The sequence below is a fragment of the Kitasatospora sp. NBC_00070 genome (genome assembly GCF_045041205.1).
Classification (GTDB): Bacteria; Actinomycetota; Actinomycetes; order Streptomycetales; family Streptomycetaceae; genus Kitasatospora.
On the sequence record NZ_CP108248.1, the window covers coordinates 103,711 to 116,987 of the forward strand.

General features: G+C 66.6%; 11 protein-coding genes and 2 pseudogenes. 5 read left to right on the forward strand and 8 right to left on the reverse strand.

The features are described 5' to 3' along the window. The first annotated feature begins 1,034 nt into the window (after nucleotides 1-1,034). Together OHV05_RS35505 and OHV05_RS35510 are read left to right on the forward strand one after the other, a co-directional pair. Nucleotides 1,035-1,658, forward strand: a complete 624-nt coding sequence (locus OHV05_RS35505; protein ID WP_331730040.1) for a hypothetical protein — start codon at nucleotides 1,035-1,037, stop codon at nucleotides 1,656-1,658. A gap of 642 nt (nucleotides 1,659-2,300) precedes the next feature. After that, nucleotides 2,301-2,563: pseudogene (locus tag OHV05_RS35510) on the forward strand (IS6 family transposase); the annotation flags it as partial. Between the two features lie 96 nt (nucleotides 2,564-2,659). On the opposite strand, the gene OHV05_RS35515 reads toward OHV05_RS35510, so the two are convergent. The 3 genes and pseudogenes from OHV05_RS35515 to OHV05_RS35525 all read right to left on the reverse strand — a co-directional run bounded on the left by OHV05_RS35515 (nucleotide 2,660) and on the right by OHV05_RS35525 (nucleotide 5,498). Continuing rightward, on the reverse strand, nucleotides 2,660-4,123 hold the full coding sequence (locus OHV05_RS35515; RefSeq protein ID WP_331730042.1) for a hypothetical protein: 1,464 nt from the start codon (nucleotides 4,121-4,123) through the stop codon (nucleotides 2,660-2,662). A 234-nt stretch (nucleotides 4,124-4,357) separates the two neighbouring features. Continuing rightward, a pseudogene (locus OHV05_RS35520) lies at nucleotides 4,358-5,077 on the reverse strand (IS6 family transposase). A gap of 217 nt (nucleotides 5,078-5,294) precedes the next feature. Next, complete coding sequence (locus tag OHV05_RS35525) at nucleotides 5,295-5,498, reverse strand: cold-shock protein (protein ID WP_331730045.1); 204 nt, start codon at nucleotides 5,496-5,498, stop codon at nucleotides 5,295-5,297. 822 nt (nucleotides 5,499-6,320) lie between these two features. Between OHV05_RS35525 and OHV05_RS35530 the strand changes: the two genes are divergently transcribed. Further along, nucleotides 6,321-7,238, forward strand: a complete 918-nt coding sequence (locus OHV05_RS35530) for a hypothetical protein (protein WP_331730047.1) — start codon at nucleotides 6,321-6,323, stop codon at nucleotides 7,236-7,238. Between the two features lie 410 nt (nucleotides 7,239-7,648). Here the strand turns inward: OHV05_RS35530 and OHV05_RS35535 are convergent, their stop codons facing one another. Both OHV05_RS35535 and OHV05_RS35540 read right to left on the reverse strand, forming a co-directional pair. After that, the gene (locus OHV05_RS35535; protein WP_331730053.1) at nucleotides 7,649-7,801 is read right to left on the reverse strand and encodes a hypothetical protein; all 153 of its coding nucleotides are present in this window, start codon (nucleotides 7,799-7,801) and stop codon (nucleotides 7,649-7,651) included. Nucleotides 7,802-7,844: 43 nt separating this feature from the next. Beyond that, entirely contained in the window at nucleotides 7,845-8,126 is a 282-nt protein-coding gene (locus OHV05_RS35540) for a hypothetical protein (protein WP_331730055.1), read from the reverse strand. A gap of 464 nt (nucleotides 8,127-8,590) precedes the next feature. Between OHV05_RS35540 and OHV05_RS35545 the strand changes: the two genes are divergently transcribed. Both OHV05_RS35545 and OHV05_RS35550 read left to right on the forward strand, forming a co-directional pair. Next, complete coding sequence (locus tag OHV05_RS35545) at nucleotides 8,591-9,124, forward strand: hypothetical protein (protein WP_331730057.1); 534 nt, start codon at nucleotides 8,591-8,593, stop codon at nucleotides 9,122-9,124. Nucleotides 9,125-9,169: 45 nt separating this feature from the next. Further along, nucleotides 9,170-9,532 (forward strand): hypothetical protein, encoded by a 363-nt coding sequence (locus OHV05_RS35550; RefSeq protein ID WP_331730060.1) that lies wholly within the window; start codon nucleotides 9,170-9,172, stop codon nucleotides 9,530-9,532. Between the two features lie 130 nt (nucleotides 9,533-9,662). Here OHV05_RS35550 and OHV05_RS35555 read toward each other — a convergent pair whose 3' ends face one another. From OHV05_RS35555 to OHV05_RS35565, 3 genes are all read right to left on the reverse strand, one after another. Next, nucleotides 9,663-9,950, reverse strand: coding sequence for a hypothetical protein (locus OHV05_RS35555; RefSeq protein ID WP_331730063.1), 288 nt, complete (start codon nucleotides 9,948-9,950; stop codon nucleotides 9,663-9,665). A 228-nt stretch (nucleotides 9,951-10,178) separates the two neighbouring features. Beyond that, the gene (locus tag OHV05_RS35560) at nucleotides 10,179-12,086 is read right to left on the reverse strand and encodes a hypothetical protein (protein WP_405021623.1); all 1,908 of its coding nucleotides are present in this window, start codon (nucleotides 12,084-12,086) and stop codon (nucleotides 10,179-10,181) included. A gap of 107 nt (nucleotides 12,087-12,193) precedes the next feature. Continuing rightward, nucleotides 12,194-13,153: a hypothetical protein gene (locus tag OHV05_RS35565; RefSeq protein WP_331730068.1), complete on the reverse strand. Its 960-nt coding sequence runs from the start codon at nucleotides 13,151-13,153 to the stop codon at nucleotides 12,194-12,196. Between the last annotated feature and the right edge of the window lie 124 nt (nucleotides 13,154-13,277).

Genomic DNA, 13,277 nt, shown 5'->3' on the forward strand with positions numbered 1-13,277 from the left:
CCGTCCACTCCACCACGCACACCGGACAGACCGCCCGCTGCCCAGTCTGGATGGCGGCCACCCGCGCACGCGAGCGCCGCACGCCCCGCCAATGCGCTGACCTGCACCGTCCAGAGCAGAACCGTACCGACGAGTTGGCGGCCGCCGCCAGGCCCTCACCGCACTGCGGGACCACCGCCCGCTCATCCCGCCCGTCACCGGACCAGGGTAAGGGCCGACTCATAGCTGCGGCCCCGGCATGGCGCTCCTACACAAACTGCAGGTCACTACAGCTGCCACGGTGAGTCCTTCTCGGCTCGCGCTTCTTCCTCTTCAGTCAGTCCGGCGACGAACACGGGGGTGTCCCTGCTGCGGAAGCGCTCCGAGTTGAAGAGGAGGACGTGGCCGCACACCGGGCACTCCACATGGATCAGGGACAAAACACTGACCTCCGCGTCATGCCCGGGCGTCTCCCCTTGGGAAGGGCCACCGACGCGTACGGCCGTCGGCCAGCGGCTGACGCTCAGCCCCCGCGAACGGCACACAGAACACAGAGAGAGACCGAGCTGGGCCAGCCGCGTGCTGACTTCGTCGAAGAACGTCTTCCGCCACCTCGCCACGGCCACCCCTCACTCGAACCGAAGCCAGAATGGGCCTTCTTCTCCTCGACTAGGAAACGCACGTGACCGCACTGGGTGTGCAGGGCATCGGCCGTGACCGTGACTCCGGTCAGGTCGTAAGGCGCCAGCAAAGCGGTGAAGCAGGTGATCTCGTTGGTCTTGTCGGGCACCCGAAGTTGGGTGACGGTCCGGCCGTCGCCGGTCATCGCTGCCAGCAAGTCACCGCCGAGGCGGCGACCAGGAACACTGCCACGAACGGGTGACGCACCCCTCGGCGCCGACGCGGATCGGGCAGCAACCGCAACCGCTCCACCAGCGACAATGCCGCCACGTTGTCAAGAGCGGGCGACTTGATCAGACGGACGGTGGCAGACTGGCGGCACATCGAAGCTCTGGCGGCTCTGCGACCCCTCCGCCGCCGCGTCCGCCGCCGCGTTGCGCCAGGCCCGACGCCGGATAGGGCCCGACCCGCTCGCCCTGCTGTTCGACCAGTTGAAAGGCTGCACGGCCACAGCGGAGACCCTCGGCCCGTGGTGGCGCGGGCTGCGAACGGTGGCCTGGGACGGGACCACCCTCAAGGTCGCCGACAGCCCGGCCAACGCCGCGTTCTTCGGCTACTACCAAGCCCGTCGAGCCGCGACGTATCCGCTGGTCCGGCTCACCCCGCTGGTTGAATGCGGGAGCCGGGCGCTGGTGGACCCGGTGACAGGGCCCATCACCGACAGTGAGAAGAGCCAGGACCGGCAACTCTGCGTGGCGCTGCAACCGGGCATGCCGCACCTGGCCGATCGAGGCTCCGCCGGCCTGGAACTGATGCGCCAGGCAGCCGGCACGGGGGCGCACCTGTTGTGGCGGATCAACACCGGCCGCGTTCTGCCCGCCGTCGAGGTGCTCGACGGCGGAAGCTGGCTGTCCATGGTCTCCACGCCCACCGGCCCCAACCAGCTGGTGCGGTGGATTGCAGGCCCCCCGGCCACCATCAACAACCCCCGGCCGGCAGCCCGGCGCGGGACTGCCCCAACAGGAAGCCCCGCCCCCGCCCGCCGCGCCTACCCTTGACAGGGCAGGACCGGCTCTTCCCCGGACCCGAACGCCTGCCACACCCCCGCGGTGTGCTCCTACCCGGCCCCGCCCCGTCTCCCCGGCGGCGGGACCGGGAACCAGCCACGAACAGCACCGTGGCGGGCCCGGCGCAGCGGCACCAGCACCCACCCGGCGCAGCGCGCGCAGCCGCTCGGCAGCGGCGTACGGAGCCCGGACAACACCACGCCCCGCACCCGCACCCCGGGGTGGGCGGCACGGGCACGGACACGGTCGCCGGAAGGATGACACCCGCCCCGACACCCGTAGCGGCAGGGGCCTGACCCCCGGGGATGGCGCCTGGCGGGCTGTCCGGCGTACCAGCACCCCGGCCCACCGGCATCGGACCTGCCCTGTCCCTTGCGCCCCTGGCCCTTACGTCCGGTGGGCGGCCGCAGCCTGGACAGGCGGGCCCATGTGTCCCTGGGCAGCCCATGGACACATGGGCCCGCCCAGGCCGGCGAACAAGCCGCCCGGGCCACCGAGCGGGCCGGCCGGATCAGAGGCCAGCCCGCTGGAGGGTGTGGGCCCCAGAATATGTCAGGGTTCCGTCTGCTGGGGACGGCGAACAGGGGCCTTCTGATCCGGGTCACCCGGGTCCGGGTTCCTCGCCTGTCTTTGGCGGTCGGGCACCGCTCCCACAAGGGCTGGAACAACCGGGCCGAGAACTCCCACCAGCCCACCCGCCAGCGCGAACACGCCATGAAAGGCTTCCGTTCCGCCGGCGGAGCCCAGAGAGTCCTGGCCGCGCTCACCGGCATCAGCCCCATTTCCGACCCCGGTGCCACCTCCTCACCGCTGACACCTACCGCCTCGAGACGACCATCCGCTTCACCACCTGGGACCACATCACCAGCACCACCGGCCCACCCACCACGGCCTGACCAACAGCCAACAACCGGCCCGGACACGTCCTCACACACGGCCAGACGGCCAACTCCCCAACAACGTGACAGCGCCATCGAGGTTGAGAGAATCTGTCAGGTCGTGACGCGGACCTTCCCCTCTGCGGTGGCAGTGGGCAGCAAGTTTTCGGTTGCGCAGCTCTCGATGAAATTCTTGACGCTCTCAAAGTATTCCTTGGGAATGACACCGTCGTATTTTACAACGTAGACGATTCCTTTGCCTGTCCGAGCGGCCCACACTTTCCCGACGATGTCCTTTCCGGCAAACTGGCTATTTCTGAGGATTTTTGCGGTTTCCTCGGGGATGCCACCGAAGCAGATGAGCTCGCCCTTCCGGCCGACTTGATAAAATGTGACAGAGGAGGGTGCCACCTTACTCCTCCCCCTGGGGATTTTTTTGGCGAGCTGATCGAGTTCTTTCGCGCCAGATTTCCTGTGCTCTTTGGTGTGCTCACTCAGCGTTCCTGGGTTCAGAACCACCATCTCGTATGTTTCGACACTGTCGAAGTCGAATTTCATTCGCTCTATCTCGGACCGCCCATCTTGATTCAGTTGGCCCTTGGTCGAGGCCGACCCCCAGCGTGCCGCCTGGTCGTAGGAGGACAGTATTCTCCTGTCGCTCTGCTTGCCGAATCCATTGGAGCCGAGCAGGGCGATCTCTTGCCTGACTCTGCTGATGCCCTCCTGACCGACGGCGTGTATCACCAGATCTACGGACGAGCCGGCTACCACCATCCAGAGCTCGCCCTTGTAGACGAGGTGTGATGAATCCAGTTCCGGAAATTCGTCTTCTCCGATAATGAGCGCTTCTTGGAATAGACGGAATGGCTTCTTTCTTGGTACAGTGAAGCCCTTCCTGGCGACATTCGATTGGTAGTCGAATAGATAGTCAAGGATCTTTTTGTTGGACTCCTTGATTCTTTTGACGACATCTGGCGTCAAATAATAGAGAGGATCCTTTCGTTCCTCCTGCGGGAGGAGGACCCACGTCGTCCCTTCGGGAGAGAGGATGAGGATGTGGGCCCCGGAGTCCGATATGTCGCCTGGCTGGTACAGTTTTCGCCAGGGCTTGTCCGCTCCGTCCCTCACGAGCCGTACGCCGTCCACCGTCATCTCATTCGAGTCGTCAACCGCCTGCTCTGTGAAAACATTCTCGTAAACGACCTTCTGGGCGGTAGGAAGCGGGAGCATCTCGATTCGCGTATGCGAAGGACCGGTGGTGGGAGGGAGGGGGAGAGCCGTCGTTTTCTTCTCGCTCAGGTCCCACCAGTACAGCACCAGGTTCTGCAGCTCATCCATTCGCTCGCCTTCGGGCATTTCCCGAAGGGCCGTAAGCAGCCCCGGGAGCCCGTTCACTTCCGGGACCTTTCCGCCTCCGTCGGACGAGTCGAGCCACTCCACAAGACCGTCGAAGGGCAGTTCCCACCAGTATTCCTGGGCAGTCCAGAGCGACTTGAGGAGCTCGGGCATGTAGTCCGAGATGACCAACCGCTGTGGTGGCACAAGCTTCGCCCTGCTGCCCTTGTCGCTCTCCGGCATGATCACAACACCTGCCTCTTGAGTTCGGGGAATATCCTGGTGAGTCACCTAGACCAGAACTGTGTTCCAGGCCGTCCGTGCATGAAATAGGCAGTGAAGCCGACTTTGGGGACCCGAACTGTTCCCGATGGGGTCATCTCCCGTGATGGACTTCAAAGGGCGCTGTCACGTTGTTGGGGAGTCGGCCGTCTGGCCGTGTGTGAGGACGTGTCCGGGCCGGTTGTTGGCTGTTGGTCAGGCCGTGGTGGGTGGGCCGGTGGTGCTGGTGATGTGGTCCCAGGTGGTGAAGCGGATGGTCGTCTCGAGGCGGTAGGTGTCAGCGGTGAGGAGGTGGCACCGGGGTCGGAAATGGGGCTGATGCCGGTGAGCGCGGCCAGGACTCTCTGGGCTCCGCCGGCGGAACGGAAGCCTTTCATGGCGTGTTCGCGCTGGCGGGTGGGCTGGTGGGAGTTCTCGGCCCGGTTGTTCCAGCCCTTGTGGGAGCGGTGCCCAACCGAGGGCATGACCTGCCGGTGCGCGGCCCTGCAGGAGGCGGGTTCGTCGGTGACGATCACCCGCGGCACAGCGGTGGTGGTGGTGAGAAGCCGACGGAGGAACACCTGGCCGCGGCCTTGTCACGCCGGTTCTGGACCAGGAAGCCGAGGACGTCGCCGTCCTGGTCGACCGCCCGCCACAGGTACTTCCACTGGCCCTGGACCTTGATGAAGACCTCGTCCAGGTGCCACTTGTCACCCGGCCGGGGACGATGCCGGCGCGCGGCGTTCGCGTAGGCCTGCCCGAACTTCGGACACCACCACCGCACCGTCTCGCAGGAGACGACCACACCGCGCTCGAGCACCAACTCCGCCACCTCACGGAAGGAGAGCAGGAACCGGAAGTACAACCACACGCAGTGCGAGACCACACCTCAACCGGATACCGACGGCTGCTGTACGACGGCGGCACAGGCGACACGGACGAACCCCTCCACCAAGATCACCCCACCCCCACCCAGACAACGTGACAGCGCCCACCACCCTGCCTCGACCCTCTGCGACCGGCGCAGCCGGACGCACACCGGAAACCAACAGCACGTCGCAGGCACAAAACCCAAGGACCAGATAACCGCCCGGCCGGGCCGGGCGGTTATCTGGTCGTCAGGGGAACACTTACAGGTCTCAGTGGGACTACTTCAAGATAGGCGGACGTTGGCTGCCTGCGGCCCTTTCTGGCCTTGGGTCACGTCGTATTCAACTTTCTGCCCCTCGCTGAGCTCCCTGAATCCAGTGATTTTGATCTCGCTATAGTGGACGAAGACGTCGGCTCCACCCTCTGCTTGAGTGATGAATCCATAGCCCTTTTCAGAGCTGAACCACTTCACAGTTCCTTGTGCCATTTTCTTCTCCGTGCATGTGCGAGAGTCGTGACGGTTGCAAAGCCCTCGGGCTCTCGCAAACCAGCCACCCCCGGCGCGTGACACGGCCGGCGGGCATTTCTAATAAACCACAGCGGCAGCCGCCAGGCAGCGAGCCGAAGGGAAGGCTGACGAGGCCATTTCCTGCCTCAGCAGATTCCCCTTCGGGCTGGCAATCACGCGATGTGGACGTAATATTTATACTGTCAGGGCCTCGTGCATTTATGGTCGCTGGACCACCTTCAAGGGGTGGCCATACTTCAAGAGGCCGCAAAAAACGGATGCTCGGTCTACAGGGGAGCGAGGCTGACTATGGGCGGCGGTGGAATCGACGACGTCGTGGGACCCCAGCGGGCAGCCCAGCTCGTGAATTCCTACCGCTCTCGCCTGCGCCGCGAAGATTGCTTAAGCGACCGGGCCGCACTCCGCGTCGCATGCACCGCCTACGCTTACGGAAGCATCTACGTCGTTGCGGCCCCAGGGCAAGTATGGCAGTCCCGTCCAGGCACCCCAAAGGTCGAGCAACTAGGAATCATGAGAATAGAAAATGCCGCTCCTCACGGGCACTTTGCCCTATGCCTCACCTCATGCGGGGTCAACGAGACGGTCGCACTTGATCAGCTGGACGCCGGTTACATCCTTGTCTCCTGGGCCGAGGAACCGGCCGACTGATCACGTCTCGGATCGCCGAACCCACGACCCCGGTCACCCCGTTCGGCAGAGGCGATGACAGCGGATCGGCACCCTCACGGTCCGTTCCCGGCGTGGCACACCCACACCGTCTTGCCAGGGAGGCTGTACGGGATGTTCGGAGCGTTACGCGTCGAGCGCCGCACGGATCCGGGCCACGATCCGCTCACCAACACCCGCCCGGCCTACCTGACACTCCGTCACCACCGGACGTGCGACAGAGCCGATGCCCTGATCGTCCTGGACGAGGACGGGGACGATCTCGGTGTCGGCGCGGTCGGTGCGGCCCGGATGGACCTGGCGGACACGGTGGGCGCGTGCTGGTTCTCCGGCACCAGTGAATGGAAGGGCTTCAACGAGGACAACCGGATCCTGGTCCTGAAGGACTGGAAGAAGCTGCTGGGCGACGGGTTCAGTGCCGTGTGCGAGACCCTGCCCGACCGGGACCACACCCTCGAAGGCCAGACACCGCAGGCCGTGATCGCCTTCGACGCCGCCGCCAGCGCCTGGGCACTGGACGCGGAGCGCTTCCTGCGCATGTACGAGGCCGTCCCCTACACGGCCATGCCCGGATGGGGATACCGCACCAACCGGGCAGCCGTCTACAACTACACCAACACCGCCCCCGGCAGTGAGAACTTCCTCCACCGGGGGACCTGGTACAACCAAGAGGAGTTCAACAGGCAGGTCGCCACCCGCAAACCCGCCACCGCCCCGGCCGCCGGCCAGGACCCGGCCGGCACCACGGCTACCCGTGCCTCGCGGCTCAATCCCGAGTATCCGGGAGGAGGCCGTGAAGCTGGTGATCGAGACATCGCGCCCTGCTGCCCAGACCGCCCGGGAGCTCGGCCTCGTCGAGGACACCCCCGGAAAGCGGCAGCGGCCCTGAAGACCAAGAGAGTGCCTGGCGGGCTGGCGCCAGCGCCCTCTCGGGGGTGCCCGACAGACCCGGCGCCGACCAAGCGCCTCCCCGCCCCCAACTTCACAGCGGCCGTACCGCCGGGTGCCGCTGAACCGTTGGTCAGAAAGTGACGATGCCCCAGCTGGCCGCGGTTTCTCTCCCGGTGCCGCGAGCCGAAACAGTTCCGCACCCCCACTCCCCGCCTCTGCCGGACACCCCGATCTACGCCCACCTCGCCCGGACATGGAACGCGGCCGGGCGCAGCGTCCCCGGCCGCCACGACCCCCTGTGGGACGTCCTGGTCCAGCCGCCCGAAAACCCCTCCGGGCGGCACACCGCCCACCCGACACACTGACCACCGCCCAGGCCAAAGCCCACCAACCGGGCCCAGCGCCGGGCAAGGCAGGGGCATGGGGCCGCACGGCGGCCGGCAGGCGCGGCAGGGCAGGCCGCAACCGAGGCGGGGCACCCGGGGCCACCTCGCGGGGCCACGGCGGGCCCTTGGCGGGCCCCGAACGGCCTTTGGTGGCGGTTCCTCCTGCTAGGCCCAGTCGTCCTCGTGGTCCTGGCCGCTGTCGTCCTGGTCGCCGGGGCCGGCCGGGCCGGGCTCCTGCTGCCGCATCACTGCTCCTCGCGGATCGGGTTGGGGGTGGTCGCGTCCGGGGCCGGCCGGACCGGGCTCCTGCCGCGGCACGGCCGCTCCTCGCCGGCCAGAACCGGCGGGGCACTGCTGCACGTCAGGCACCGAGCCCCACGTGCGAAACGTACAGGTAAGCCCCGTAGTCGGAGTCGAGTTCGCTGATGATGTCCTCCCAGATCTCGGCGAGCCTGCCGGCATCACCTGCGGTGAGGGCGTCGACGGCATCGTCCCAGACGTAGCAGACCTGGAAGGAGCGCACGCGGAGGTTGTCGCGACGCCGGTTCTCCCCCACGACCTGCTGGTTGATGGAGTGGATCTCAATCTTGGAACCTCGGCCGGCCCGGTTGAGATGCTGCTTGAACGCACCACTGTTCAGCACGTTCGCGGCGCGCAGTTCCAGTAGGCGGTGTCGATGGCTTCCTGGGTGGCCCGTCCCGGGGGTCTGCTTGCCCTTGGCCTAGGCCCGCTGGGTCGCGGGGGTGACGGTGACGTCGGCGTCGGCGAGCGCCTGGGCACCGCCCTTGGTGGTCCGCAGGTACCGCACGCGGTTCGGCACACGGGTCACGGACGGGCCGGGGAGTGCCGCCGGAGACGTTCTCGTGGTCCCAGCAGTTCGACCAGCCCTCGCCGTCGGTGGCCCAGTTCACGGTGAGAGCAGGTCGACGTCGTCGCCGACGGGGTCGCCCCTAGAGGTCGTGGTTGCCCGCGCCCCAGGCCGTGCCGGTACCAGCGGGCCGTCCTGGGACGGCGATGAGCGGCAGTACGCGTCCAGCCGTGAGGACCGTAGCGAAGGCGGCACCGGCAGGCCAAGGCCGCAACGCTCGCGTTCCCACGATCGGGTCAGTGCGGGCGCGGGACGGCACTGACCGGGCCGTGCTCTACGAGCGGGAGAAGGGCACCAGTTGGGAGGTCATCGCCGACCAGCTGGGCGTCAAGCGGCAGAGCGCCCACGAGCGGTACCGCGAGGCCGAGCAGGCATGGAAGGATGCCCTGCACGACCCGTACAACCCGCAGCCGCCGGGGGCCCGGTACCGCAGCCTGCGCTTGCACGAGGCGGCTTCGCACCCATCGAGAACGGGCAGCTCCTGGACGGTGGGCGGCCAGGCGCGGGTCGGCGAGCAGGCCGTCACCGGCCGCCTGCCCACGCTCTCGCTGCTGGACGAGATGAACCATGTCCTGGAGGGCCTGAACTACCTCTACCGGGACATGCGCTCCGGCGGCCCTGACCCGATGCTCCGGCTCCGGCTGACGGAGCGCCAGGCGGCCTCGCTGGAGCGGATTGCGGTCGAGGAGGGCCGGCCATCCGCAGCAGTCCTGGCCGAGGAGGCCCGTGCGCTCGCCGCCCAGCTGCGGGCCGCACTCGATAGCACCGCGTAAGTCGGCCCGACGTGACCTCGCGCGGCGCAGGCGAGTTGGAGGGGCATGGACTTCGCTCTCTTCGACCAGGCCGTCACCGTGATGCTCCGCTTCGGCTCCGCGCAGGGCACCTACCGGTGGGTCACGGTCGGCGGTGTGGAGCAGGAGGTCGGCCTCGCCGAGCTGGAGGCCGCTTGGGAAGCCAAGGACGCCTTTTGGGCCGCCCACGCGCGGTCGGGGCAGGTCCTCGACCGCAATCTGGTCGACGCGGTCGTCCAGGAACAGCTGACAGGCCGTCGGGACGAGCTGATCGACCGTGACGAGCAGGGCCGGCCGGTGGCGGTGCGACGGCTCACGACGTTGACGGCCGATCAGATCGCGCGGGCGCAGGAACTGCTCGCCGATCCCCACCAGACCACCAGGTCGTAGTTGTCCCGAACGGCTTCTACGGCGTCCGGCAGCAGGCTTCGGTCGCGCTGCATGATCGGTCCTTGCTGCCACAGGCAGGTGTGGTGGGTGAGCTGGCCGGTGCCGTCGGGCTGTTCCCACAGCATGCGGGTCACCGGGGCTGGCGGGACCGGCTCCTGCTTCTTGTGCCGGCCGCGTGGGCGATGGCGTGCAGGAAGCGCCAGTCCGGATCCGCTTCCTCGAGTACCAGGACCCGCTCGCCTTGGTGCGCCCAGCTCGCGGCGATGCCTCCGACGGTGCTGTGAGTGTCGTAGCTGCGGTCCGAGAGGAACCTGACGATGACCGGCAGCGGCGCGGGCCCGGGCGGGCGGAAGGTGCGTAGTGCCTCGCCGTACTTGGTACCAGTACGGGCGGCGCGGGCGGGGGTGGGCTGGTTCATGGGCACGCCGAGACCTTTCGGTGCCGGGACCATGCCTTCCCTGCAGGACTCACAATGCTGACGGTGACTCACAGCCGGTGGTGAACTGCCCATACCCCCTCCGGACGGACACCCGGATGGTAGGCGCGCCCCGGCCGAGCCGGACTTTGCAACAGCCCTCGGGCCCACATGATCACGAAACGCACATCACGCGACTTTGCCGAAGCCTTGGTCGGTACTGAGTGCTGATTATTTGTCGGGGAATGTGTAGGTGCCGTGCGCTGATTGTACGGGTTTGCTCAGGGCGGCTCTTGCCGGGAGTACTTCGGTGAGTGCCTTGCTGGCAGTGGTTCGGATGTTTCTTCTCTCCAGTTCGGCCGGGTCGAGATGGATGGGCTGTGGGATGCCGTCACTGTCGAGGGTGATGATGTACTGCCTGCCTTGACCGCCGCCGGCGGCGGTGACGAATATTCCTTCGCCGCTCGTGTGTACTTCTTTCCCTTGAAATTCTGCCGGTTTCCCCTTGTAGAGGATGGCACCGGTCCTTCCCGTACTCCAGTAGTTTGGGACACCGTACTGCCCAGGGAATGCGAACTCCCCGCTGAACGATTCAACCGGCCTGCTCAGCACTGCCCCTTCGGGGAGGATGGCTTGCGCGGCCTCAGCCGGAGGGAGGCGGATGTCCATCTTCATGAGAGCGGCGGGGATCAGATGAACTGGAGAGGGTTTCTCATCACTGCCGATCGTCACGATGAACTGACGCTTCTCACCGCCCTCGCCCTCGGTGGCAATAAAGGCTCCCTGGGGGCTTACTCGTATGTCTTTACCATTGAGCCTCAGGGGCTTCCCCCGGTACCGGAGCCGACCTGAACCGTCGACCTCCCAGATGTCAGGGGCTGCCGTTTCACCAGGCAAGCTGTTCTGGCCGTCTGGGCCAGGTACGGGCTTTCCGAGGGTGACGTCCGCTGGGAGAACGGTGCCGAGCGCCTCACTGTGAGGCGTCTGCAGGTCCTTTCTGGTCCACTCTTCCAGGAGGAACTTAACTACCCTGGCTTGCCCGCTTTCGAATGTGACAAGGTACTGGCGCATGCCACCGTCAGCCTCGACGAACAATCTACCCCCGCTGGCTTTCAGATCTCTGCCGCCGAACCTGACCGGCCTTCCCTTGTAGAGGATTTGGAGTTCCGAATTATATCCCCAAAGATCGGGGGAACTCCCCACTCTGCCGGGCTCCCATCCCATCTCGCAGGTCGTCCCGTCGGGCTCGTATTCCATGAAAGCCGAGGTCAGATCGGATGGAATTAGAACGCCGCCACCCTTTGCCCAGCGCAGCTTCTCCCCAACTCCGGAATTAATGACGGCGAAGAATGATTTGCCGATCGCATGGACTTCTTTTCCCTCGAAAAGGACGATCCGACCGCGATAGGTGAGTCGAGTTTCTCCGTCGCCATCGAAGCCGAAACCCGGAGGGAGTTCCATTTGCGCCGCCACGAGCCGCTTCATCTCATTTTGTATTTTATGCTGGCGGTGTGCGGATCCTCTGGCGGCAGCCCATTTCTTCTCCAGCTCCAGTGTCTCTTTTCCCAGGTCTCTTTTGGGAGGCCCGTAGCGGCGGGGTGGTTTTTTCTGTTCGGCGGGGCTGGTTTTTCTCTTGGTGCCGTGTTTGGCGATGGTGATGGGGTAGCCGTACTTGTCCGTGTTGCGGATGACACCGGTGGCCTCGTCGATGTGGACGTCTTCTTCCTGGAGCGGATTGTGGTGTCCTTTGAGGTTGAACTGCTGGCCGCCGCGGGTCACGTGGAGTGCACCGTCCGTGCCGCGAGTGACCTCCTCGTCGATTTCCGGCGCGGTCTTGAAACGGAAGCGGGTCGGCCGCAGGGCTGACGCGGCCTCGCGTAGCGGCCCCATCTGGCTCTCACGGTAGGTGGCGGCACGGCCGGCTACGGCCATATAGGCCTTGACCAAAGCCTGGAGACCGGCCTCCAGACTGCGTGGTCCGGCGGAGTCACCGCAGGACGGGCACGGCCGGCCCGCGGGCGCGCAGGCGCCGTGGAAGCTGGTGTCGCAGGCGTAGCAGCGGGTGTAGGTGAGGTCGCTGGCCACCGTCGAGAAGGGCTTCTGGCAGCCGGGGGCGGGACAGGGCACGGTCGCCTCCAAGGTGTGACGGTAGAAGCGGGCCCGGGGTGGGGCCGTTCAGGTGGCGGCCGTGCGGCCGCCGGAGCGCCCAGCTTCGGAGCGACGGGCTGGTGTGGCCGGTTGGGTGGTTATCGCTGGAGTCGGCGGATTTCCCTCTCCAGTTCTTTCGTGATGTTCTCCGGGGTGAGCTCGGCCGCGGTGATGCCGGGGTTTCCCTCAGCCATCTGGGTGATGGCCCTGATGCCCTTGTTGAGGACTTCCTGGTGGGCCTTGGCCCGCCGCTCGGCTGCTTCCTGGCTGGTCCAGGCAGGGGAGTTGGGCTCGGGCCGGTCCAGGGCGAAGGCGTAGTGGGTGCGCTCCTGCGAGCCGGTGGAGGTCCGGATCCAGAGAGTGCGGGTTCCGGAGTCCCGTCGGATCACGGGCGCGCCCGGAACAGCGGATCCGCCACCACCCGCCGGACCAACCGCGACCCTGGGGAGCGGGGCCGCTGGCGGTGTTCCCCCTCTGGGGCCGGCCGTGAGCAGCGCCTCGAGACGGGGTCCGGCCTGGGAAGCGGCAATCCATCCCTCGCCCCACCGGGCGGTGGCTCCCTTCCCGTCATCCTGGTGGACGAGTGCGGGCAGGTGGAGGTGGTAGCACCATTCACCGGCCGCGGCGTCCCAGCCCTGGTACACCCCATGACTCTTGTAGGGTTCCTCGTCGAGAAGGCTGACGCTGGTGACCAGGCGAGCGAGGTCCCGTTCCGTTTCAGGCCGGCCCGCCCGGCGCAGCCAGTCGATGACATTGAACCGCTGCGCCACCGTGCCGGCGGCGGCGGTGGTGACGAGGTCGGTGAGCGTGGTCGGGGACAGGCCGAGGCTCTGCGCCGCGGCCTCCCACTCCTGAGCAAGGTCGAATACCCGCTCGAGTACGCTGCCGTCCCCGCGCAGCTCACTGCCGTCCTCGGCCGCGTCGGTCCAGTCCGCGTCACTGACCGCCGCTCCCATCACGACCCGCGCCTCGTCACGCAGCGTCCGCACCGCGTCCTCCGTCGCGTCATGGCTGGGTGCCAGGACCCGCGCCAACAACCGCACCGTGTCCTCGTCCACTGGTCGTCCTCCACACCTCAACCGCCAACCAGGGCACCCGACAACGGATAGCCCCAGCGCCCTTCGCCTGACCTCCATGGCACCAGACACCCCACCCCAAAATCTAGAAAATCCCCCCGCACTA